Annotated in this window: 17 protein-coding genes; 2 read left to right on the top strand and 15 right to left on the bottom strand. The window is 75.0% G+C overall.

Translation table 11 applies throughout. The features are described from left to right. The first annotated feature begins 250 nt into the window (after positions 1-250). Positions 251-1,969: an HNH endonuclease gene (locus AVL62_RS07190; protein ID WP_161937858.1), complete on the top strand. Its 1,719-nt coding sequence runs from the start codon at positions 251-253 to the stop codon at positions 1,967-1,969. A gap of 153 nt (positions 1,970-2,122) precedes the next feature. On the opposite strand, the gene aspS is transcribed toward AVL62_RS07190, so the two are convergent. Further along, on the bottom strand, positions 2,123-3,916 hold the full coding sequence (gene aspS, locus AVL62_RS07185; RefSeq protein WP_058890977.1) for an aspartate--tRNA ligase: 1,794 nt from the start codon (positions 3,914-3,916) through the stop codon (positions 2,123-2,125). Positions 3,917-4,266: 350 nt separating this feature from the next. Between aspS and AVL62_RS07180 the strand changes: the two genes are divergently transcribed. After that, positions 4,267-5,109: a hypothetical protein gene (locus tag AVL62_RS07180; RefSeq protein ID WP_058890976.1), complete on the top strand. Its 843-nt coding sequence runs from the start codon at positions 4,267-4,269 to the stop codon at positions 5,107-5,109. 82 nt (positions 5,110-5,191) lie between these two features. On the opposite strand, the gene AVL62_RS07175 is transcribed toward AVL62_RS07180, so the two are convergent. From AVL62_RS07175 to AVL62_RS07110, 14 genes are all read right to left on the bottom strand, one after another. Then, positions 5,192-6,571 carry a sugar porter family MFS transporter gene (locus AVL62_RS07175; RefSeq protein WP_058890975.1) on the bottom strand — a complete coding sequence of 460 codons (1,380 nt, stop codon included), beginning with the start codon at positions 6,569-6,571 and terminating at the stop codon, positions 5,192-5,194. Positions 6,572-6,669: 98 nt separating this feature from the next. Next, entirely contained in the window at positions 6,670-7,281 is a 612-nt protein-coding gene (locus AVL62_RS07170; RefSeq protein ID WP_058890974.1) for an NUDIX domain-containing protein, read from the bottom strand. Continuing rightward, positions 7,281-8,975: a CTP synthase gene (locus AVL62_RS07165; RefSeq protein ID WP_058890973.1), complete on the bottom strand. Its 1,695-nt coding sequence runs from the start codon at positions 8,973-8,975 to the stop codon at positions 7,281-7,283. Before AVL62_RS07165 ends, AVL62_RS07170 begins: the two co-directional genes overlap by 1 nt. Positions 8,976-9,042: 67 nt before the next feature. Then, a complete protein-coding gene (locus tag AVL62_RS16575; protein ID WP_161937857.1) occupies positions 9,043-11,055 on the bottom strand; it encodes an alpha/beta hydrolase fold domain-containing protein in 2,013 nt (670 codons plus the stop codon). Positions 11,056-11,066: 11 nt separating this feature from the next. Then, positions 11,067-12,776 carry a lipid II flippase MurJ gene (locus AVL62_RS17280; protein WP_058890972.1) on the bottom strand — a complete coding sequence of 570 codons (1,710 nt, stop codon included), beginning with the start codon at positions 12,774-12,776 and terminating at the stop codon, positions 11,067-11,069. After that, positions 12,773-13,525 carry a hypothetical protein gene (locus AVL62_RS07150; RefSeq protein ID WP_058891210.1) on the bottom strand — a complete coding sequence of 251 codons (753 nt, stop codon included), beginning with the start codon at positions 13,523-13,525 and terminating at the stop codon, positions 12,773-12,775. Before AVL62_RS07150 ends, AVL62_RS17280 begins: the two co-directional genes overlap by 4 nt. 101 nt (positions 13,526-13,626) lie before the next feature. Next, on the bottom strand, positions 13,627-14,691 hold the full coding sequence (locus tag AVL62_RS07145; RefSeq protein ID WP_058890971.1) for a copper transporter: 1,065 nt from the start codon (positions 14,689-14,691) through the stop codon (positions 13,627-13,629). Next, complete coding sequence (gene steA / locus AVL62_RS07140) at positions 14,688-15,866, bottom strand: putative cytokinetic ring protein SteA (RefSeq protein ID WP_058890970.1); 1,179 nt, start codon at positions 15,864-15,866, stop codon at positions 14,688-14,690. The genes AVL62_RS07145 and steA overlap by 4 nt, the downstream gene beginning before the upstream one ends. Next, positions 15,863-17,650 carry a DNA repair protein RecN gene (gene recN / locus AVL62_RS07135; RefSeq protein WP_058891209.1) on the bottom strand — a complete coding sequence of 596 codons (1,788 nt, stop codon included), beginning with the start codon at positions 17,648-17,650 and terminating at the stop codon, positions 15,863-15,865. Before recN ends, steA begins: the two co-directional genes overlap by 4 nt. Further along, entirely contained in the window at positions 17,647-18,576 is a 930-nt protein-coding gene (locus tag AVL62_RS07130) for an NAD kinase (protein ID WP_058890969.1), read from the bottom strand. Before AVL62_RS07130 ends, recN begins: the two co-directional genes overlap by 4 nt. Next, positions 18,573-19,442, bottom strand: coding sequence for a TlyA family RNA methyltransferase (locus AVL62_RS07125; protein ID WP_058890968.1), 870 nt, complete (start codon positions 19,440-19,442; stop codon positions 18,573-18,575). Before AVL62_RS07125 ends, AVL62_RS07130 begins: the two co-directional genes overlap by 4 nt. Continuing rightward, positions 19,439-19,789 carry a hypothetical protein gene (locus AVL62_RS07120; RefSeq protein WP_153011712.1) on the bottom strand — a complete coding sequence of 117 codons (351 nt, stop codon included), beginning with the start codon at positions 19,787-19,789 and terminating at the stop codon, positions 19,439-19,441. Before AVL62_RS07120 ends, AVL62_RS07125 begins: the two co-directional genes overlap by 4 nt. Then, on the bottom strand, positions 19,786-20,616 hold the full coding sequence (locus tag AVL62_RS07115; RefSeq protein WP_058890966.1) for an HAD-IIA family hydrolase: 831 nt from the start codon (positions 20,614-20,616) through the stop codon (positions 19,786-19,788). The genes AVL62_RS07120 and AVL62_RS07115 overlap by 4 nt, the downstream gene beginning before the upstream one ends. Further along, positions 20,613-21,602 carry a tetratricopeptide repeat protein gene (locus AVL62_RS07110; protein ID WP_235585586.1) on the bottom strand — a complete coding sequence of 330 codons (990 nt, stop codon included), beginning with the start codon at positions 21,600-21,602 and terminating at the stop codon, positions 20,613-20,615. The genes AVL62_RS07115 and AVL62_RS07110 overlap by 4 nt, the downstream gene beginning before the upstream one ends. Between the last annotated feature and the right edge of the window lie 97 nt (positions 21,603-21,699).

Here is a 21,699-nt window from a genome sequence, read left to right as displayed (position 1 = left end):
CGACGTCCCGCCGAACGCCCAAGACCAGCACCCGGCATCACCTACGTCGGCGACGGCCGACCCACCGGCACACGACCCAAGAACACCTGACCGTCACCGATGTCCTGACACACCAACCGTCACCCAAGTCCTGATGCAGAACCGTCACCGATGTCCTGACACATCACACGCACAAAATTTTGTTGAGGCTTGACGAATCGAACGCGTGTTCGATATGCTGGTCTCAGCAACCATCGAGGGGGTGGGGAACGTGGCGACATCGACGACACCGACGCGGAGGTCGGCGGACGTAGACCATCCGGCGGGGCGAGCCGAGATCCGCGCACTGGCCGGACGCCTCGCGCTCCCGCGCCCGGACGCGTCGGACGCCGAGCGCCTCGAGCTCATCCGTGCGTTGGAGGACCTCAACCGCGCGTCCGCGGCGGCGCACGCCGTCCTCTCGGACGAGTTCGACCGGTCCCAGAGGCAGCAGCAGGAGGCCGACGGGGTCGCCGCCGCACGTCTCGGGTCGGGGGTCGCGGACGACCTCGCCCTCGCGGGCAAGGTCTCCCCTGCCCGGTCCTCGAACCGCCTGGCCTGCTCGCGGGCGTTGGCCCGGGAGATGCCCCGCACCCTGGCCGCTCTCACGGAGGGCGTCATCGACGCCCACCAGGCCGAGGTCGTCACCCGCGCCACGACCTGCCTGTCGACCCAGGACCGTCGGCTCGTCGACGAGCAGCTCGTGGGTCGCCTCGCCGGACTGTCCACGAGACAGCTGCGCGCCACGGTGACCGCCCTCGTCTACGAGCTGGACCCGCAGGCGCACGTGCGGCGGGCGGCCAGGGCCGCCGAGGACGCCTACGTCTCGATGCGCCCCGCGCCGGACGTCATGTGCGTCATCTCCGCGATGCTGCCGGCGGCCCAGGGGGTTGCGGTCTACGCCGCGCTCAAGCGGCACGCCGAGCTGCTGAGGGCCTCGGGGGACGAGCGCAGCCAGGGCAGGATCATGGCCGACACGCTCTATGCCAAGGTCACCGGGCGTGACCCCGTCTCCCTGCCCGACATCGACCTCAGCCTCGTCATGACCGACGCCTCGCTCATGGGCGGCGACACCGTGGCGGCCTTCCTCGACGGGTACGGCCCCCTCCCCGCGCAGGCGGCGCGCGACCTGCTGACGCCCCCGCCGGGGCGAGCGGTCGACCCGCCGGCTCCGACGGGACCTGCCGAGACCGCTGACGTGCCGGATCCGGCGACCCGCGGCCGGTCTGGCGACGACGTCTGTCCGGACGGGCCGCGCTGCCCGGCCTGGTCGTGCCCGCTGGTCCACGGTGCCTCAGGTGCCTCAGGTGCCTCAGGTGGCACAGCTGCGTCGCCGGGCAGACCCACATCGCCCCCGGTGGGAGCCCCGGGGCCGGGCGTGGGCGGACCCACGTCGCCCCCGATGCGAGCCAGGGGGCCGGGCGCACACCCGTCCGTCGGTCCGGGGATGCACCCCACTGCCCCTCCCGACGCCGCCGACGTGGCCGCCGCCCGGGTCTTCGTCCGTCGCCTCTACGCCGACCCGCTCACCGGGGAGGTCTTCGCGCGGGAAACCCGGCGACGATTCTTCAGCGAGGCCCAGCGGGCACTGATCGTCAGCCGAGACCGCTACTGCCGGACCCCGTGGTGCGGGGCGCCCATCCGGCACGTCGACCACCGCGTGCGGCACCGTGACGGCGGTGCCACGTCGATCCACAACGGTCAGGGGCTGTGCCAGCGGTGCAACCAGGGGCGGGAGCGGCCGCGGCAGACCGCCGTGCCGCCGACCCTCTACCTCCGCCCGGGTGCAGTGCTGCCGAGGATCTCGTCGGGCACCGCCGACGGCCGCCTCTCGACGGCCAGCACCGGAGCCCGCCGACCGACCGTCACGGCCCAGGTCCACCATCAGACGGTCACCACCCGGGACCGCTCCGGGTCGGCCGCCGGAACGGCAGCTCCGGCGCCTCCCTGACCTACAGCACGCCCAGCACCCCCCGCCCGTCCACGACACGACGGGGGCGGGGGGCGGGCGGCATACCGGGCAGTCCGGGACGACGTCCCGCGAGGGGCCTTGAAGGAGCCCTCAGCCGCACCGGAGCGATGCTGCCTGCAGCCTCAGCGGCCCTCAGGCCGTGACGCCCTCCTCCTCGGGCTCGGCGTCCACACCCGCCTCCTTGCGCTGCTCGGGCGTGATGGGCGCCGGCGCCGCGGTCAGCGGGTCGAAGCCGCCGCCGGACTTGGGGAAGGCGATGACGTCGCGAATCGAGTCGGTGCCGGCCAGGAGCGCGACGATGCGGTCCCACCCGAAGGCGATCCCACCGTGCGGCGGTGCGCCGAACTTGAACGCCTCCAGCAGGAACCCGAACTTCTCCTGCGCCTGCTCCGGGGACAGGCCCATGATCGCGAAGACCCGCTCCTGCACGTCGCGGCGGTGGATACGGATGGACCCACCCCCTATCTCGTTGCCGTTGCAGACCAGGTCGTAGGCGTAGGCCAGCGCAGCGCCCGGGTCCTCCTCGAGGGAGTCCAGGAACTCCGCCTTGGGCGAGGTGAAGGCGTGGTGCACGGCGGTCCAGGCGCCGGCACCCACCGCGACGTCGCCCGCCGCGATGGCGTCCCCGGCCGGCTCGAAGAGCGGCGCGTCGACGACCCACAGGAAGCTCCAGGCGTCCTCGTCCACCAGACCCACGCGCTCGGCGATCTCCTGCCGGGCCGCGCCCAGGAGGGCACGGGAGGGCTTGGTCGCCCCGGCGGCGAAGAAGACGCAGTCACCCGGCTCGGCGCCCACGTGCGCCGCCAGACCCTCGCGCTCGGCGTCCGAGAGGTTCTTCGCCACCGGCCCACCCAGCGTCCCGTCGTCGCCGACGGTGACGTAGGCCAGACCCTTGGCCCCGCGCTGCTTGGCCCACTCCTGCCAGGCGTCGAACTGACGACGAGGCTGGCTGCCCCCACCGGGCATGACGACCGCACCGACGTACTCCGCCTGGAACACCCGGAACGGCGTGTCGGCGAAGTAGTCGGTGCACTCGACCAGCTCCACACCGAAACGCAGGTCCGGCTTGTCCGAGCCGTACCGCCGCATGGCCTCGGCATACGTCATCCGCGGGAAGGGCGTGGTGAGCTCGACCCCGATGGTGCGCCACACCTCCGCCGCGACCGCCTCGCCGAGCTCGATGACGTCGTCCTGCTCCACGAAGCTCATCTCGATGTCGAGCTGGGTGAACTCCGGCTGCCGGTCGGCGCGGAAGTCCTCGTCGCGGTAGCACCGGGCGATCTGGTAGTAGCGCTCCATCCCGGCGACCATGAGCAGCTGCTTGAACAGCTGCGGGCTCTGCGGCAGGGCGTACCAGCTGCCCGGCTGCAGGCGCGCCGGCACGAGGAAGTCACGGGCGCCCTCCGGCGTCGACCGCGTCAGGGTGGGGGTCTCGACCTCGACGAAGTCGCGCTCGGCGAGCACGGTGCGGGCGGCCGCGTTGACCCGCGAGCGCAGCCGCAGGTTCTGACCCGCCGCGCCGGCTCCGGGACGTCGCAGGTCCAGGTAGCGGTGGCGCAGGCGCGCCTCCTCGCCGACGCTGACCCGCTCGTCGATCTGGAAGGGCAGCGGGGCCGAGGCGCTGAGCACCTCGATCTCGCTGGCCACGACGTCGACGCCGCCGGTCGGCAGCTCGGGGTTGACGTCCTTCTCGGCGCGGGCGGTGACCTCGCCGACGACCTTCACGCAGTACTCGCTGCGCAGGTCGTGAGCGGTGCCCGTGAGGACCTCGTCGCGCGCGACGACCTGCACGACGCCGCTGGCGTCCCGCAGGTCGATGAAGGCGACGCCACCGTGGTCGCGGCGTCGGGCCACCCAGCCAGTGAGGGTGACGGACTGGCCGACGTGCTCGGGCCGCAGGGTGCCCGACTCGTGGGTGCGAAGCATGATCTCTCCTCTCGGTGCGGCGCGCCGGAGGGTCTGTCGATGCGACGACCCGGGCCCGCCAAGGCAGCCCGGGAGGTGTGGGCGGGGGCCAGGTCGCGGTGCCACCACACCTTCGCCGAGGGGACCTCGGCCTCTCGTCGGTGTCGCCGGACGCGCGGCTCCGGGCGGGTGTCACGGTCACGAGGTATGCCTGCGCCTCGCTCCTCGTCCACCCCGGCGGGTCGTCACTCCGCCCCGGGAACGGGATCATTCTACGGGTCGGTGCGGGGCCGCCCGACACGCGAACGTGCGCGTCGATCTGCTGCGGTCGGGTTGCCGTGTCACCCTGAGGCATGGGGCGGGAACGAGACGTGGGACGCGGGACGGCCGAGGACGGGCGGGCACGGGGTCGTGCCCCGCTCGTCGAGCCCGAGACGATGCCGGGCGGCAGGACCGGCCCCGACGCCCGTGACGCGCGGTTCAGGCGGTGGGCCCGCCGGGTCGCCGGCGTCGCGGTGGTGCTGCTGTGGGCCACCCACGCGCTGCTGTCGCTCGTGGGTGGCTTCCAGATGGTCAACCACAGCCAGGCCGTGGAGGACCTGTCGTCCGGGAGGATGACCAGCTACGCCTTGGTGGAGGACCGACCCGGCGGCGGCTCCTCCACCCCCGGGTGGTGGACACAGGAGGACCTCGAGCCGGGCTCCGTGGAGGACCTGCGGACCGGCACGACCACCGTGCTCTACACCGTGGCCGGCTCGCGCCCGCGCCTGGTGGTGCCGGACCACATCACCCCCAGCATGAACAGCTGGGGGTCCTGGACGGAGGCCGAGGTGGACTGGATCGAGGAGGATCTCGTGACGAGCGGGCTGCCGTCCACGGTCTCCTCGGTGGTCCCGGGGCGGGTCCTGCAGGCGCACGGTCTGCTCGGCCTGGTGCTGGTCGTCAGCATGCTGGTGCGGGTGGTCTTCGGAGCCGCCCCGGTCCATGGCACCCGGTGGTTCTGGTTCTGGCTCATCGGCCTGCCCGCGGGCCTGGGGGTGCTGGCCTGGGCGATCTGGGAGGAGGGCGGGTGGCGCGACCACCGGGTGCCCGCACCACAGCAGCGGTCCTCGGGCGGCTACGGCTTCGCCGTCCTGCTCCTCGGCTCGTTCGTCCTGACGGCCGGAAGCCAGCTGATGGCCTGGCTGCTCGGGGTCACCGTCATCCCGCTCTGACCGCGAGCGATCACGGCGGCGACACGGCGGACGGACCTGCCCGCGCTGGTGCCCAGCCGCGCCGGCGCCCGGGGCCGGGCGCCTACCGTGCCTTCATCGCCGCGCTGCCGGCGAGGTCGAGGGTCTCCTCCATCTCCTCCAGCGGGATGCCCTTGGTCTCCGGCATGACCTTGATCGTCCAGAACGTCATGGCCACACCCCCGAGGAGGAAGACGAGGAAGGCGACGCCGCCGCCCAGGCTGCCGGCGATCGCGGGGAAGGACCAGGAGATCGCCGCCGCGAAGGTCCAGTGGGTCAGCGCCCCGAAGGACTGGCCCCGCGCGCGGATGGCGTTGGGGAAGATCTCGGCGATGAACACCCAGATGACGGCTCCCTGCCCGAAGGCGTGCACCCCGACGAAGAGCATGATGCTGGTGATCACCAGGCCGCTGGTGACCCCGGTGAAGTTGCCCTCGTAGACGAAGAACAGCACGGTGAGCGAACCGAGGGTGAGGACGTACCCGGCCGAGCACACGAGCATGAGGAAGCGCCGGCCCACGCGGTCGATGATCGTCAGGGCGAGGATCGTCGCGAGCAGGTTGACGAGCCCCACACCGGCGCTGTTGAGGAAGGCGGCGCTCTCGCCCAGCCCGGCGCTCTCGAAGATGGTGGGGGCGTAGTACAGCACCGCGTTGATGCCGCCCAGCTGGTTGAACGCCGCGATCGCGAAGGCGAGCAGGATGACCTTGCGGTGCCCCTCGGTGAAGAACGGCACGGTGGCGCTGTCCCCCTCGACCTCCAGCGCCTCCTTGATCTCCTCGCGCTGGACCCGCGCCTCCTCCTCGTCCGCGGTCAGCTGGTCGATGACCTCGCGAGCCTCCTCGTCCCGGCCCACCGCCATGAGCCACCGCGGGCTCTCGGGCACGAGGAGCACCAGGAGCGCGAAGACCAGCGCGGGGAGCGCCTCGGCCCCGAACATCCACCGCCAGGCGGTGTCCTCCGGGAAGAGGCTGAGGATGGCGAAGTTGGAGAGGTAGGCCAGCAGGATGCCGACGGTGATGTTGAACTGGAACAGCCCGACCAGCCGGCCCCGGTGCCGCGGCGGCGCGACCTCCGCGTTGTAGATGGGTGCCACCGAGGTGGCGGCGCCGACCCCGAGCCCGCCGACGAAGCGGAAGATCATGAAGACGACCCAGTCGGTCGCGAGGGCGCTCCCGAGCGCGGAGACGACGTAGAGGACGCCGATGACGATGAGCACCGGTTTGCGCCCGAACCGGTCGGCCGGCTTGCCGAGCCCGGCGTAGGCGGCGCCGACGACGGTGCCGATGAGGGCGGTCGCCACGGTGAAGCCGAGCGCGAACCCGGACAGCCCGAACACCTCGGTCAGGTCCGAGGTGGTCCCGGAGATCACCGCCGTGTCGAACCCGAAGAGCAGACCCCCCAGGGCCGCGATGATGGCACTTCGTAGCACCAGTGGCTGCATGTCCGCTCCTTTGCCGACGGCGAGGATCACCTGGTATGACGCGACGTCACCCTGGCACACGCAGCGGCGGTCGGCGCGCGGGGCGCGCCGGGGCGGGGTCAGCCCGGCGAGTCTGCGCGGGTGTGCAGCGCGAGCACCGCGAGCATGAGCGGCCCGTTGTGCACCTGTCCCCCGAGCACGGCGGCCACCGCGTCGCGCACGCCGACCCAGCCGGACGGCATACCCGCCTCCTCGCCCTCACGGGCGTGCCGCTGCGCCTCCGGGACGTCGGAGAGACCGGTCGCGACGAAGACGTGGATGGTCTCGTCCAGCCCACCCGGCGACGGTGTGAACGACACCAGGGGCTCCCAGTGCTCCGCCCGCAGGTCGGCCTCCTCGGCCAGCTCCCGGCGCGCCGCCTCCACCGGCGGCTCCCCCTCCACGTCGAGCAGCCCGGCCGGGATCTCCCAGTCCTCGGCGCCGATGGGGTGGCGGTACTGCCGGATGACGAAGATCTCCGGCTCGCCCCGGTCCTCGCGCACCGCGAGGACGGCGACGGCCCCGGTGTGGTGGACGTACTCCCTGCTGGCCGGGCCGTCGTCCAGCTCCACCTCGTCACGGTGGACGTCCCAGACGGCACCGCGCATGGCCACCTCGGTGCTGCGCACGGGGCGGGAGCCCACCAGGTCGACGAGCTCGAGCAGGCCCAGCCGGGGCGCGGAGAGCGTCATCAGTCGGGCAGCTCGTGGTGACGCTGGCGCTCGACCTCGACGAGCCGCTGGCTGCGCTGGGCGTCCAGCGCCGCGGCGACCAGCCCCGCGAACAGCGGGTGCGCGTGGTCGGGTCGGGACTTGAACTCGGGGTGGGCCTGGGTCGCGACGTAGTAGGGGTGCACCTCGCGCGGCAGCTCGACGAACTCGACGAGCCCGCCGTCCGGTGACTGGCCGCTGACGACGAGCCCGGCGGCCCCGAGCTGGTCACGGAACCCGTTGTTGACCTCGTAGCGGTGCCGGTGCCGCTCGGTCACCTCGGTCGTCCCGTAGGCGGCGGCCACGACGGACCCCTCGGTGAGCACGGCCGGGTAGGACCCCAGCCGCATGGTGCCGCCGAGGTCGCCGGCGCCCTCCACGAAGGACTTCTGCTCCTCCATGGTGGCGATGACCGGCGCGGGGGTGTCGGGGTCGAACTCCGTGGAGCTCGCGCCCTCGATCCCCGCGACGTGCCGCGCGTGCTCGATGACCATGGCCTGCAGCCCCAGGCAGATCCCCAACGTCGGCACCTGACGCTCCCGCGCCCAGCGCAACGCCCCGATCTTGCCCTCGATGCCGCGCACGCCGAAGCCGCCGGGCACGAGGATGGCGTCGACCCCGCCGAGCGCCCGGGCCGCCCCCGCCTCGGTGCGGCACTCGTCGGAGGCCACCCAGCGGATGTCGACCTTGGCGTCGTGCTTGAACCCACCGGCGCGCATGGCCTCGGTCACCGACAGGTAGGCGTCGGGCAGGTCGACGTACTTGCCGACCAGGGCGATCTCGACGCGGTGCTCCGGCTCGTGCACCCGCTCGAGCAGCGCGTCCCAGGCCGACCAGTCGACGTCCCGGAACGGCATCCCCAGGTGCCGGACGACATACGCGTCGAGCATCTCGGTGTGCAGGACCTTGGGGATGTCGTAGATCGAGGGGGCGTCCACGGCCGCGGCCACCGCGTCGGAGTCGACGTCGCACATCATCGAGATCTTGCGCTTGATGCCCTCGGGGATCTCCCGGTCGGCGCGCAGCACCAGGGCGTCCGGGGTGATGCCGACCTGACGCAGCGCCGCCACCGAGTGCTGGGTCGGCTTGGTCTTGAGCTCCCCGCTGGGCGCGAGGTAGGGCACCAGGGAGACGTGCAGGAAGAAGGAGTGGGCACGCCCGATGTCGTGGCGCACCTGCCGGGCCGCCTCGAGGAAGGGCAGCGACTCGATGTCTCCGACGGTCCCCCCGACCTCGGTGATGATGATGTCGGGCCGCTCCCCCGGCGGCCGGTCCGCGGCCGCCCGCATGCGCGTCTTGATCTCGTTGGTGATGTGCGGGATGACCTGGACGGTGTCGCCGAGGTAGTCGCCGCGTCGCTCCTTGGCGATGACGTCGTTGTAGATCTGCCCGGTGGTGACGTTGGACCGGCCCCAGAGGTCGGTGTTGAGGAAGCGCTCGTAGTGCCCGATGTCGAGGTCGCACTCCGCGCCGTCCTCGGTGACGAAGACCTCGCCGTGCTGGAAGGGGTTCATGGTGCCGGGGTCGACGTTGATGTAGGGGTCGAGCTTCTGCATCGTCACCCGCAGCCCCCTGCTGCGGAGCAGGAACCCGAGGCTCGAGGCCGTCAGTCCCTTGCCGAGCGAGGAGGCGACGCCTCCGGTCACAAAGATGTGCTTCGTCGTCGTCTCCGCCACGGGCTTGCATCCTACGGGACGTCCGTGGGTTCCGGGAAAGGGGTGGTCGCCGGGCGCGCCGCGCGGGTCAGGACGACCCGGGTGCGAGGTGGTCGGCGAGCCAGGAGCGGGCGGTGGCCAGGAGCTCGAGGGCGAGGGGGTGGCGGGGTGCCCAGGCCTCGAAGCCGTGCGGCGCGCCCGCCACGACCTCCAGGGTGACGTCCGTGCCCGCGACGCGCAGCCGGTCGGCGTAGTCGGCGTCCTCGTCGAAGAACAGCTCGACGTCCGAGGTGGAGATCCAGGTGGGGGGCAGGCCGCTCAGGTCCTCGCGACGGGCCGGGGCGGCGTACGGCGGCAGCGTCGCGGCCCCGACGTCCCCGCCGAGGTAGGCCGACCAGCCGGCGAGGTTGGACCGGTTGTCCCAGACGAGGTGGGCGGGGGCGTCCTTGTCACGGTCCGCGGCGGTGCGGTCGTCGAGCATCGGGCAGAAGAGCCACTGCGCCGCCACGGGGTCTGCCCCGTCGACGACCCGGTGGACCAGGCTCGCGGCGAGGCCGCCCCCGGCGCTCTGCCCGCCGATCGCCAGACGCCCGAGGTCGAGGCCGAGGTCCGTGGCGTGGGCACGCATCCACCGCCACCCCACGAGGCAGTCGTCCAGCGCCGCCGGGAAGGGGTGCCGCGGGGCCAGGCGGTAGTCCACCGAGACCACCGTGACCCCGGTGTCGCGCGCCGTCTGCCCGCAGTGCCGGTCGTCCATCGCGGCGGACCCGAGGACCAGACCGCCCCCGTGGATCCACAGCAGCCCGGCGCCGGACGGGCGGGGAGGCGTGTAGACCCGCAGCCGGACGCCGTGGTGCCGGACCCGGCGGCGCCGGACCGACGGGACCCGCCTGCCGGGCACGAGTGCGGACACCCCCTTCGCCAGGGCGAGGGCGGCCCTGTTCTCGAGGTCGACGCGCGGTGTCCGTAGCGCGGCGGCGCGCAGCGTCGGGTCGACGGCCGGGTCGGGCAGGACGCCACGGTATGCCGTGAGCACCGCCTCGAGCGCGTCCCGCCTGGTGGGCAGACGGCTGGCCCGGTCGCGGGCCCGCCGGGCGAGGTCGGCCCGGGCCCCCGTGTCGAGCAGCAGGCCGGCGACCGCCTCGGCCAGCTCGGCGGCCGACCCCGGGCGCACGAGCACCCCGGCGCCGCCGAGGAGGTCGGCGGTGCCCCCCACGTCGGTGGCGACGACCGGGGCGCCGGCGGCGAGCGCCTCCTGCAGGACCAGCGGCTGCCCCTCCCAGTCCGCGGACGAGACGACGACGTCGGCGCCGGCGAGCAGCCGTGGGACGTCCTGCCGGTGGCCGAGGAAGTGCACGTCTCCCCCACTATGTGCGGCCTGCTCGCGCAGGGCGCCGTCGAGGGGCCCTTCACCCACCACCACCAGGACCGGGGGCGAACCGAGCCGGGTGTCCTCGCGCAGGCGGTGGTAGGCGTCCAGGAGCAGGTCGACCCGCTTCTGGCGGGCCAGCCGACCCGCCGTGAGGACCACCCCTGCCCCGTCCGGGACGCCCAGCTCGGCGCGCAGCTCGCGCGCGGCCTGCTCGCGCTGCGCGTCGGTGGCCGGGGCGGCCGCCGAGGAGGGGACCACCGCGAGGCCGGTGGCCCGCGCACCGCGCCGTCGGGCGCGCGCCACCAGGTCCGACGACACCCCCAGGACGAGGTCCGCCCGTCGGCACACCAGGGCCTCGAGCGAGGCATACGTCCACGACGCCGCGCGCCCCTCCGGAGGACCGTTGTGGCTGGTGACGACCAGGGGGAGCTGCCGGGACCGTCCGCCGCCGACGGCCAGGGCCGCGGCGGCGCCGGCGCGGACGCCGTGCGCGTGCACCACCTGCGCTCCCGCGGCCAGGAGGCGCAGCCGGGCGTCGGTGGTCGCGAGGGCTCCCGGTGACCCCACGCCGACCTCCACCGCCTCGACCCGGGCCCCCGTGGCGTGCAGGTCGAACCGCTCCGCCACCGTCCGCGGGCAGGCCACCACCACGACGTGACCGGCGCCCACGAGGTCCTCGGCGAGCTGGCGCACGTGTCGTCCGACGCCGCCACCGACGATCCCGACCACCAGCAGCACCCTCACCGGTCGCCCACCAGCCGTCGACCCCGCAGGCGCAGCCGCTCCCGCAGCGGGGCGGCCGCCTCCCGGTCCAGCACCAGGACGAGGCCGAGCACCACCCCGGCGGCGACCCCGCCACGCAGGAGGCCCAGCCCCACCGCCACGGCCAGGGTCGCCGGTGGGCCGGAGGCGTCGGAGGCACCCGGCAGCTGGGCGGCGACGAGCACCCCCGCCGCCGCACCGAGCAGCGACACCGCCAGCGCGCGGGGAAGCCCGGTGAGCGCCCCCCGACCCCACGCCCCCCGGGTGGACCAGGCGAGGACGCCGGCCGAGACCAGCATCCCCACCGACGAGGCGCCGGCCAGCAGGACCAGCACCCCGGCCACGCCGTCCGCGGAGGCCACCCCGGCCCCGGCGAGGCCCACGAGTGCCGCCAGGAGCCAGCCGGAGGCGGCCCCGGCCGCCGCGGCGCGAGGCCGGTCGGCGACGTACAACGCGCGGGTGAGCAGCGCCACGAGACCGAACCCGACGAGGCCGGGTGCGAGGACGCACAGCGCGAGAGGCAGGGCTGTCAGCGCCTCCCGCCCCGCTCCCCCGGCACCGGCGTCGAGAGCCAGGAAGGCCGTGCCCACCTCACCGCTGGCGGCGACCAGCGCGGCGGCGCCGGCGACCGCGGCCGCGACCACCGCGCTCGCCGTCCGGCGCAGCACCGCCCGGGTCCGCGCCGCGTCGCCCACGAGACGGGGGAAGGCCGCGGTGGCCAGCGGGACCACCAGCACGGCGTAGGGAAGCAGGTAGACGGTCTGCGCGTACGTCCACACGGTGATCCCGCCGACACCGGTGCTGTTGCTCACGAGGATCACCACCACCGTGAAGACCTGCTGCGTCCCCACCGTCACCAGTCCGGCGAGCGCCAGCCCGCCCGCCAGACGTCCCGAGCCGGCCGGGAAGCGGAGGGTGGGGCGCCACCGCACCCCGGCACGGGCGACGGGCAGCAGCAGCGGCAGGCTCAGGGCGACCACCCCGACGGTGGTGCCACCGGCCAGCAGGAGCAGGGCACGGTCCGGCACCTCGCCCAGCGGGACGTCGGCGTCGACGGTGGCACCGACGAGCAGGTAGACCGCGATGACCACGAGGCTGGACAGCAGCGGGGCGAGCGCGGCGGCGAGGAAGCGGCGGTGGGCCTGCAGCACCCCGGTCAGCACGATGCCGACGCCGTACAGCACCACCTGGGGTGCGAAGAGCAGCAGCATGAGGCGCCCGGCCCGCTGCGCCGCCGCCGGGTCGCAGCCGTCGGGGTCGCCGGCGCCGAGCAGGGCGGAGGTGATCGGGCCCGCGAGCAGCGCCGCAAGGAGCCCGAGCGGGACGAGGACGAGCAGCGCCCAGCCCAGCAGCGCCGAGGCGGTACGGTCCGCACGGCCCTCGTCACCGTCCTGCAGGTGACGTGCCACCAGCGGCACGGCCACCGCGGCGAGCGCCCCGCCGGCCGCGATCTCGAAGACGACGTTGGGGATGAGGTTGACGGTGGTGTAGACCTGCCCGAGGCAGGTCGTCCCCACGGCCTCCGAGAAGACCACCCAGCGGGCGACCCCGGCCACCCGTGCGAGCAGGGTGGTGGCGGCGACGACGCCCGCGGCGGCGAGCAGCCCCTGCCCGAGGATGCGGCGGCTCGGCCCCGTCCCCTCACCCGTCCCCTCTCCGGGCCGGGCTCCCGGGCCGGAGGAGGTCATCGGCGGCCCCAGCGGTCCAGCTGGCGCAGGCCGGGGGTGGCGTCGATGACCCGGGTGAAGCTGACCCGCTCGCTGACCAGGGTCAGGCCGGCCAGGACGCTGAGCCAGGGCCAGCGCGCCCGGGGCGGCAGGTGGCGGACCGCCGCCACGCCCAGGGCCGCGCCCACGGCGTTGGCCCCTGTGTCGCCGAGCATGCTCCGGCCCCCCAGGTCGTCGGGCAGCACAGCGAGGGCGGCGCCCGAGCAGGCCGCCGCCGCCGGCTGCGTGCGCGCGAGCGGCAGGCCGACCAGGAGCGCCACCTTGAGCGCCCGCCCCGGACGCAGGTCCAGGAGGTTGGCCAGGTTGGCCGCGCCGGCGACGACGCCGGCGGCCGCCAGGGTGGAGGCCCCCCGCCCGCGGTCGCGGTCGACCTCCCAGGCGGCCAGCACCCCGGCACCCACCAGCACCCCGACCTTGAGCGCACCGGTGGTCACCCGGCCCTGCCGCAGGGCGCCGAGGTGGCCGCGCAGGCCCTTGACTCCGGTGTCACCCGCCAGGTCGTCGACGGCACCCCCACCCGCGGCGAGCAGCACCGCCGCGGCCGAGGCGGGCTCGACGAGGGCCAGCGGAGCCGCCGTGCCGATCGCCAGGGCCACCCCCTCCACCAGCGTCACCTCGTCACCGCGGTGGTTCACCCGGACCCAGCGCCGACCACCGCCAGGCAGGGCACCGGCGCGGTCCAGCAGGCACACCCCCTGGGTGAGAGCCACGGCTGCGCCGGCGACAGCACCGGGGTGCGGGCCGGGGGGCGTCCCGGTGCCCACGGAGCGGCCGGCCGGCGTCCCGGGGCCGGCGGAGGGACCGACCGGCGTCACGGTGCCGACGTGGTGTCGCTGTCGTCAGGCACCGGCTCGGTCGCCGGAGCCTGGCCGTCGGAGCCGGTCGTGGCGCCGAGGCGCAGCGGCGGCGGCGCGGGCACCGGCGCCTCCGCCTGGCGGCCCAGCCCGTAGTGCCCGGCCTCGTCCTGCAGCTCCCAGGCCAGCCCGAGCACGGCTGCCGCCCTCCCGCTGGCGCTCTCCAGGTCGTCGACGGTCGAGACGTCGCCCCGGAGGCCGCCCTCGTCCCGGACGGCCTGGACGAGGGCGTCCTCGCCGCCGCCCTCGGCCAGGGCCTCGGTCTCGGTGCCTGCCGCCGCGACCACCAGGGGCTGTTCCAGCGCCGCCAGTGTGCGGACGAGGTCCAGCCGGGTGCGCAGCCGGGCCTCGGCCTCGGGTTCCGCGTCGTCGTCCCCCTCCGGCAGCCCGCCGCCGACGACGACCGTGGCGTCAGGGGGACGGCGGTCGGTGACCTGCGCTGCCGGCCCCTGCCACCGCAGGTCGATCAGCCCTTCCTCCTCCAACCGCTCGGACACCGCCAGCCAGGCCCCCACCTCGCCGTCCGGGTCCGCCCCCGCCAGGGTGGCCCCCAGCACCGCGCCCAGGCCTGCCTCGTCCAGCCCGGGGGCCTCCGGGACGTCCAGCGTGCTCGCGAGCCGCTCGGCCACCCCCTCGTCGACCTGCCCGGCATCGAGGGAGTCGTCGACCTCGACCTCCAGCACCAGCGCACCGCCGGCCTCGGCGAGGCGGTCCTCCAGCAGCGCCACGTGGTTGCGGTCGGCCCCGGGCAGGACCACCAGGGCCACGCGGGTGCCGTTGAGGGTCCCGGCCACCCCGCGCGGGCTGAGCAGGTCGACGGCCTCGTCCTTGGCCTCGGCCTGCCGTGCCCGCACGTCCAGCTCGCTGCGCAGCTCGGTCCGCTCGGTCCGCAGCTGGCCGACCTCCTCGTCGATGGTGTCCGAGATCCCCTCGCGCAGCGGGCCGGCACCGAGCACGATCCCGACCGCCAGGGCGATGAAGACCGCGACCAGCGACACGAGGTGGTAGCGGAAGTCGATCACGGTGAGAACAACCCCTCCATCCAGGCCCAGACGTCGTCCCATCGTACGGCCAGCACCCCCAGCAGGGCCCTGCCACCAGGGGTCACCGCCAGGGCCACGAGCAGGGCCAGCAACCCGGCCAGCAGCAGCCAGACCAGCGACACCGTGGGGATCCGTGACCGGTACAGCAGGCTCACCCCCTTGGCGTCCACGAGCTTGCTCCCGACCCGCAACCGGGTGAGGAAGGTGCTCGCCATCCCCTGCCTGCCCTTGTCGAGGAACTCCACGAGGGTCGCGTGCGTGCCGACCGCGACGATGAGCTCGGCCCCGAGCTCGTCCGCCAGCAGCATGGCGATGTCCTCGCTCGTCCCCGGCGCCGGCAGCACCACGGCATCGGTGACCCCGAGGGCCTGCACCCGCTCCAGCCCTGGGGCACGGCCGTCGCGGTAGGCGTGCACGACCAGCTCGGCGCCGCTGGTCAGGGCGGCGTCCGACACCGAGTCCATGTCCCCCACGACGAGGTCGGGGGTGTGGCCCATCTCCAGCAGCGCGTCGGCACCGCCGTCGACGCCGATGAGGACGGGCCGGGCCTCGCGGAGGAACGGACGCAGGGTCTGCAGGTCCTCCTTGTAGTGGTAGCCGCGCACGACCACCAGGGCGTAGCGCCCGGCGAAGCTGGTGCGCAGCTCGGGGACCCCGATGCCGTCCAGCAGCAGCTCGCGCTCCGCCCGGACGTACTCCATGGTGTTGTGCGAGAAGGCCTCGATCTGCTCCGAGAGGTTGCCGCGGGCGTCCTCCTGCTGCTCGCGGACCAGCTCCGGCGTCATCCGGACCCCCTCGGCGACGACGGCTCCGTCCACCAGCAGCTGCTCGCCGGCCACGGTCACGGTGACCCCCTCGGGCAGGCTCATCACCTCGCTGCCGGCGGCGTCGAGCAGCGGTATGCCCGCCTCCACGAGGATCTGCGGGCCCATGTTGGGGTAGGCGCCGGTCGTGGACGACGCGGCGTTGACGACCGCGACCGGGGCGCAGGCGACGAGGGCCGCGGCACTGACCTGGTCGAGGTCGGCGTGGTCGACGACCGCCACGTCCCCGGGCTGCAGCCGTGCCGTCAATCTCTTCGTGCGCGCGTCGACGCGCGCCGGGCCCACCACGGGACCGGCGTGGCGGGTGCTCGCTCGGCGCCTCGTGCTCATCCGGCGTCAATGGTCGCACGACGGGCGAGCAGCTCCCGTGCGTGCTCCAGCGCTGCGTCCGAGTCGGCGACGCCACCCAGCATGCGCGCCAGCTCCGCCTCGCGCTCGGCCCCCTCCACGACGCTCACGTCGCTGCTCGTGACCTGCCCGTCGGTGCTCTTGCGCACGACGAGATGGCGGTCGGCGTGCGCCGCGACCTGCCCCAGGTGGGTGACGACGACGACCTGCGAGGTGGTCGCCAGGCGGGCCAGGCGCGCCCCCAGGTCCAGCGCCGCCGCGCCGCCGACGCCGGCGTCCACCTCGTCGAAGACGTAGGTGGGGACGGACCCGTCGCCGCACACCAGCTCGAGGGCGAGCATGACGCGGGAGAGCTCACCGCCGGAGGCCGCCCGGGTGACCGACCGGGCGGGGGCTCCCGGGTTGGCGGCCAGCCGGATCTCGACGGTGTCGAGGCCGTGGCGTCCGGCCCGCGCCAGCGACCCGTCGGACAGCTCCACCACCGGCTCACCCGGCCCGTCCTGCGGTTCCTGCGCACCGGCCGGCCGCTCGGGCCGGCGGTGGGCCACCTCGATGCTGACCGTGGCCGAGCCCATGGCCAGGTGGGCCAGCTCCTCGGTGACCGTGGCCGCGACCCGCTCGGCGGTCCGCCGGCGGACCGCGCCGAGCTCGGCGCCGCGGCGCCCCGTCTCGTCCCGCAACCGGGCCACCTCGGCGGCCAGGGTGGCGAGGTCCTCGTCGGAGACGTCGATGTCGTCCAGCTCCTGCGCCGCCTGTCGGGCGAACTCCAGGACCTCCTCGGTGCTGGACCCGTAGCGCCGCAGGAGAGCACCGATCTCGGAGCGCCGCGCGTGCACGGACTCCAGCCGCTCGGGGTCGACGTCGACCCCGGCGGCGTAGCCCGCCAGCTCGGGCCCGAGATCGCTCGCGAGGTACAGCAGGTCCTGCACGCGGCGCTGCAGCCCGGCGAGCTCCTCGTCGTGCTCGGCCGCCGGTGCGAGGGCCGCGACGGCGCTCCCCAGCAGCGCCGAGACCGACGGCCCGTCCGGCGCTCCCGTGGCCGGGTCGCCCCCGACGAGCGCGTCGTGGGCGTGGTGCGCCGCCTGCCGCAGCTCCTCGGCGTAGGTCAGGCGCTCGGACTCGGCCCGCAGGTCGGACTCCTCGCCCGGTGCCGGGTCGACCTGCTCGATCTCCTCCACGGCGGTGCGCAGGGCCGACACCCGCAGCGAGCGCTCGGCCGTCGTCCTCGTCAGCTCGGCCCACCGCTCCCGGGCCTGCTGCCAGGCCTGCCAGGCCATGGCATACGCCTCGGCGGCGGCCGCGAGGTCGGGACCCCCGGCGGCGTCCAGCAGGACCCGGTGCTGCTCGGCGTCCCGCAGCCGCCACTGGTCCGCCTGGCCGTGGACCGCCACCAGGTGCTCGCCGACCTCGCCCAGGACCGAGACCGGGGCGCTGCGTCCCCCGACGCTGGCCCGCGACCGGCCCTCGGCGGCCACCGTCCGCACGAGGATGAGCCCGTCCGCGGCGTCGCCCCCCGCCTCCTCGACCCGCCGGGCGGCCGGGTGGTCCGGGGGGACGTCGACCTCACCCTCCACCACGGCCCGCGAGGACCCGGAGCGCACCAGCCCGGCGTCGGCGCGCTCCCCCAGGAGCAGCCCGAGCCCGCTGACCACCATCGTCTTGCCGGCCCCGGTCTCGCCGGTGATGACGTTGAGACCGGGAGCCAGGTCGAGCTCCGCCTCCTCGATGACCCCGAGCTGCTGGAGCCGGATGCGACGCAGCGTCACGCCGTGGCCTCGGGCAGACCGCCGGCGGGACCGCGCCACCCGGAGACGGGGAGGGCGAACTTCGCGACGAGCCGGTCGGTGAAGGGCCCGGTCCCGAGCCGCGCGAGCCGGACCGGCGTCGTGGACCGGCGCACCTCGATGCGTGCGCCCGGCGGCAGCTCGACGGTGCGGCGACCGTCGCACCACATCACCCCGGTGACGTGGCTGTGCGGGACCACCTCGACCGCCAGGTGGGCGTCCGGCCCGAGGACCACGGGACGCGCGAAGAGGGCGTGCGCGGAGATGGGGACGACGAGCAGCGCCTCCACGTCGGGCCAGACGATCGGCCCGCCACCCGAGAAGGCGTAGGCGGTGGACCCCGTGGGGGTGGACATGACGACGCCGTCGCAGCCCCAGGTGGACAGCGGCCGGCCGTCGACCTCGACCGCCAGCTCCAGCATGCGTTCCCTGGCCGACTTCTCGACGCTGGCCTCGTTGAGGGCCCAGTTGTGGCAGACCACCCGGCCGTCGTGCACGACGTCGACCTCCAGGGTCATCCGGCGTTCGACGTGATAGTCCCGGTCGACGATGCGGGCGACGATGACCTCGATGTCGTCCTTCTCCGCCTCGGCCAGGAACCCGACCCGCCCGAGGTTCACGCCCAGCAGCGGCGTCCCGGCCGGCCGGGCGATCTCCGCCCCCCGCAGGATGGTGCCGTCGCCGCCGAAGACGACCACCAGCTCGCACCCCGAGGCGTCGACGTGCCCGGGGACCGGGCTCTTGAGGGCGACCACCTCGCTGTCGCCGACGACCTGGTGGGTGGGGTCCGCCTCGGGGACGACCTCGACCTCGATGCCGTGCCGCCCCAGACGCTCGGCGAACTCGCTCGCGAGGTGCGGCACGTCGGACCGCGTCGGGTGGGTCACGAGCATGATCCGCCGACTCATCCGTCCTCCTGTGCTCGGGCCCTGATCAGGGCGGCCATACCGGTCCGCCCGGGTGCACAGCCCATCATGCCTCCCCCTCCCGGGCACGGCCCCGGGTGGGCGCACCGGCGCAACCACCAGAGGTACTCCACGTTGCCGCTGGCCCCGCGCAGCGGGGAGAGGAGGAGGTCCTGCGGCGAGAGACCGTGCTGGGGGGCCTGGACGTCGAGCTGCCGGAGCACGCGCTCGCGCTGCGCCGGGGACCGTACGACCCCGCCACGGCCCAGGGCCTGCGCCCCGACCTCGAACTGCGGCTTGACGAGCAGCACGAGGTCGGCGCCAGGAGCGGCGAGCCCGGCGATCTGCTCCAGCACGACGGACAGCGAGATGAAGGACAGGTCGGCGACGACGACCTCGAAGGGGCCGCCGAGCGACCCGGGGGTCGCGTCCCTGACCGAGATGCCGGGCCGGTCCTCCACCCGTGGGTCCTCGCGCAGCACCGGGGAGAGCTGCCCGTGCCCCACGTCCAGCGCGACCACGCGCTGCGCCCCGCGCTCGAGCAGCACCTGCGTGAAGCCGCCGGTGGACGCCCCCACGTCCAGGGCACGGCGACCGGGGACCCGCGCGCCGACCTCGGGCCAGGCCTCCAGCGCGTGCGCGAGCTTGACCGCGCCACGCCCGACCCACCCGCGGCGCACCCAGGCGGACTCGGTGCCGTCTCCCGACCCCTCCACGCGCACGTCGTCCTCGGCGGCCACGGGGTGCGCGGGCCGCCGGACGGTCTGTCCACCGACCCGGACGAGGCCGTCCCGGACCAGCAGCTGCGCCTGCGTCCGGCTCGAGGCCAGACCCCGGGCGACGAGGGCCCGGTCCAGCCGGTCGCTCACCGGGGTCGCGGCCTGGCCCCTGCCGCACCGGGCTGGTCGGGGTCCGGGCTCGTCAGCCGGGCCTGCAGCGACCGGTGGGCCGTGGCGAGGGCGTCGGCCACGGCGGCGGGATCCTCGTCGTCGAGACCGCGCTGGAGGGCCCGCAGGGTCGCATCGACCTCGTCGTCGCCCGTGGTGGGCGGCGCCGCGTCGGACGCGAGGTCGGTCCTGGCGGAGGGGCCGCCCGGCCCACCCGGTCCCCCGGTCGCCGGGTCGTGTCCCCCGGTCGCCGGGTCGTCAGGTCCCCCGGTCGTCGGGTCGTCAGGCTCCCCGGCCGCCGGGTCGTCAGGTCCTCGTCCGCCGATCACGGGGCACCCCACAGATCGGCCAGGTCGAGGAGGGTGCTCGCCACGTGGTCGGGGCGCTGGGCGTCCGGCGCGGCCTCCGCCTCGGCACGGTCGCACACCCCGGTCAGCACCAAGGCGCTCGGCAGCCCGGCCGCCCGGGCTCCGGCGATGTCGGTCTCCAGCCGGTCCCCCACCATGAGGGTCTGTCCGCGCGGGTGGCCGAGACGGCGCAGGCCCACGTCGTAGGCGGGACGGTGCGGCTTGCCCACGACCCTCGGTCGACGGTCGGTGGCGTGCGCCACCGCCGCCACGAGCGAGCCGTTGCCCGGCGCCAGGCCGCGGGCGGTGGGCAGCGTCGCGTCGTCGTTCGTGGCGATCCACGGCACGCCGGCGCGGACCGCGTAGGCGGCCTCGGTGAGGTCGGTCACCCCCAGGTCGGGCCCGTAGCCCTGGACGACCGCCCCCAGCTCGCGCGCACCGCCCCGCTCCGCCGCCGCGGCCACCTCGTCCGGGGCGACGACCGCGAAGCCTGCGTCCTCGAGCGCCCGGGCCACGCCCTCCCCGCCCACGGCCAGCACCGGGAGGGAACCCCCCAGCTCCGGGTGCTCCTCACCGAGCACCTCCGCCGCCACCTGCGACGCGGTGAGGATCTCGTCCTCGTCCGCACGGACCCCCAGCCGGGTCAGGTGCCGCGCGACCATCTCGGGCGTCCGCGAGGCGTTGTTGGTCATGAAGAGCACGTCCACGCCCGCGTCCCTGGCGCTCTGCAGCCCTGCGACGGCCCCCTCGCAGGCCTGGTCGCCGCGGTAGACCACGCCGTCCAGGTCGCAGAGGAGGCCGGAGATCACGACCGTCCCTCCGGGCGGCCTCGCTGTTCGCCGGCCGGGCGGGACGTCTCGTCCGCGCCGGGCCGGTCGTGGCCGGGGACCGGGTCGTCGTCGCCGAGGTCGACCACCCAGGCCTCGTCGCCCGTGCCGAGACGTTCCGCGGCGTCGGTCTCGCCGTGCACGTCCACCTCGGCCGCCGAGGCGTACCACTGCTGCGCCTCCTCCTCGTGGCCGGCTCCCTCCAGGGCCGCGGCGTAGGCGTACCGCACGCGGGCCGCCCACGGCTGACGCGCCGTGCTGGCCCTGGCCAGCCGCTCGATGTGCTGGACGGCGGCCGCGTGCTGCCCGAGATCCGCCCGTGCGCCGGCCACCACGATGGCCAGCTCGACCTGCTCCGCCGCCGCGAGGTGCGCCGCCTCCGGCGACGCGGCCAGCTCCACGGCACGTTCGGGGCGCCCCAGGCCGCGCTCGACATCGGCCATGAGGGGCAGGAGGTGCTGCGAACCGCTGAGCCGGCGCGCCGTGCGGAACTCGGCCAGCGCCTTGGCCCACTCACCGCGGCGGTAGTAGACGACGCCCAGCGTCTCCCGGACCCCGGCGACCCGCCCGGCACGCCGGGCCGCTGCCTCCGCGTGCGCCAGGGCCAGGTCGAAGTCCTCGGCGTCCAGCATCCGTCCGACCATGACCAGGTGGCCCCCGACCCCCTCCGCGTTCTCCTTGCTCAGCGTCCGCAGCTCGCTGCGCAGCGCACGGTCCAGGCCACCGGCGTCGGCGTCCTCGGGCAGGGGCGGCTCAGGGGTCCTGGGGGGTCGGCGCACCTCGGACCGGTCCACGGGGTCCGGGCGTCGCGGGCGGCCCGATCCGTCCCGGTCCCCCGGACGACCGCGTCCCTGCGGACCACCGGCGGCGCCGTCGCGACCACGACGCTCCCCCCGACGCCCGCGCGCGTCGTCGCGTCGCTCACGTCCCCCCGGGCGTGGGCCGGAGGCGGGGCGTTCCTGGTTCACGGGGTGTCCTCTCGTGGGCAGCCTGAGTCCACAGTCTGGCAGGTCCATCGGGCCCGTCTGGTGGTGGACATGCGCAAGGGCCCGCCCCTGGTGTGGG

Origin of the sequence: Serinicoccus chungangensis (genome assembly GCF_001483745.1) — a bacterium.
In the GTDB taxonomy this organism is placed as follows: Bacteria; Actinomycetota; Actinomycetes; order Actinomycetales; family Dermatophilaceae; genus Ornithinicoccus; species Ornithinicoccus chungangensis_A.
The sequence above is the reverse complement of the archived record's forward strand: the minus strand, read 5'-3'. Positions and strand labels throughout refer to the sequence as shown.

What these genes read in the sequence shown, in the direction of transcription:
- steA (WP_058890970.1), bottom strand. Translation starts at nt 15,866, where the DNA reads ATGAGCACGAGGCGCCGAGCGAGCACCCGCCACGCCGGTCCCGTGGTG.
- AVL62_RS07130 (WP_058890969.1), bottom strand. Translation starts at nt 18,576, where the DNA reads ATGAGTCGGCGGATCATGCTCGTGACCCACCCGACGCGGTCCGACGTG.
- AVL62_RS07175 (WP_058890975.1), bottom strand. Translation starts at nt 6,571, where the DNA reads ATGCAGCCACTGGTGCTACGAAGTGCCATCATCGCGGCCCTGGGGGGT.
- AVL62_RS17280 (WP_058890972.1), bottom strand. Translation starts at nt 12,776, where the DNA reads ATGACCTCCTCCGGCCCGGGAGCCCGGCCCGGAGAGGGGACGGGTGAG.
- AVL62_RS07170 (WP_058890974.1), bottom strand. Translation starts at nt 7,281, where the DNA reads ATGACGCTCTCCGCGCCCCGGCTGGGCCTGCTCGAGCTCGTCGACCTG.
- aspS (WP_058890977.1), bottom strand. Translation starts at nt 3,916, where the DNA reads ATGCTTCGCACCCACGAGTCGGGCACCCTGCGGCCCGAGCACGTCGGC.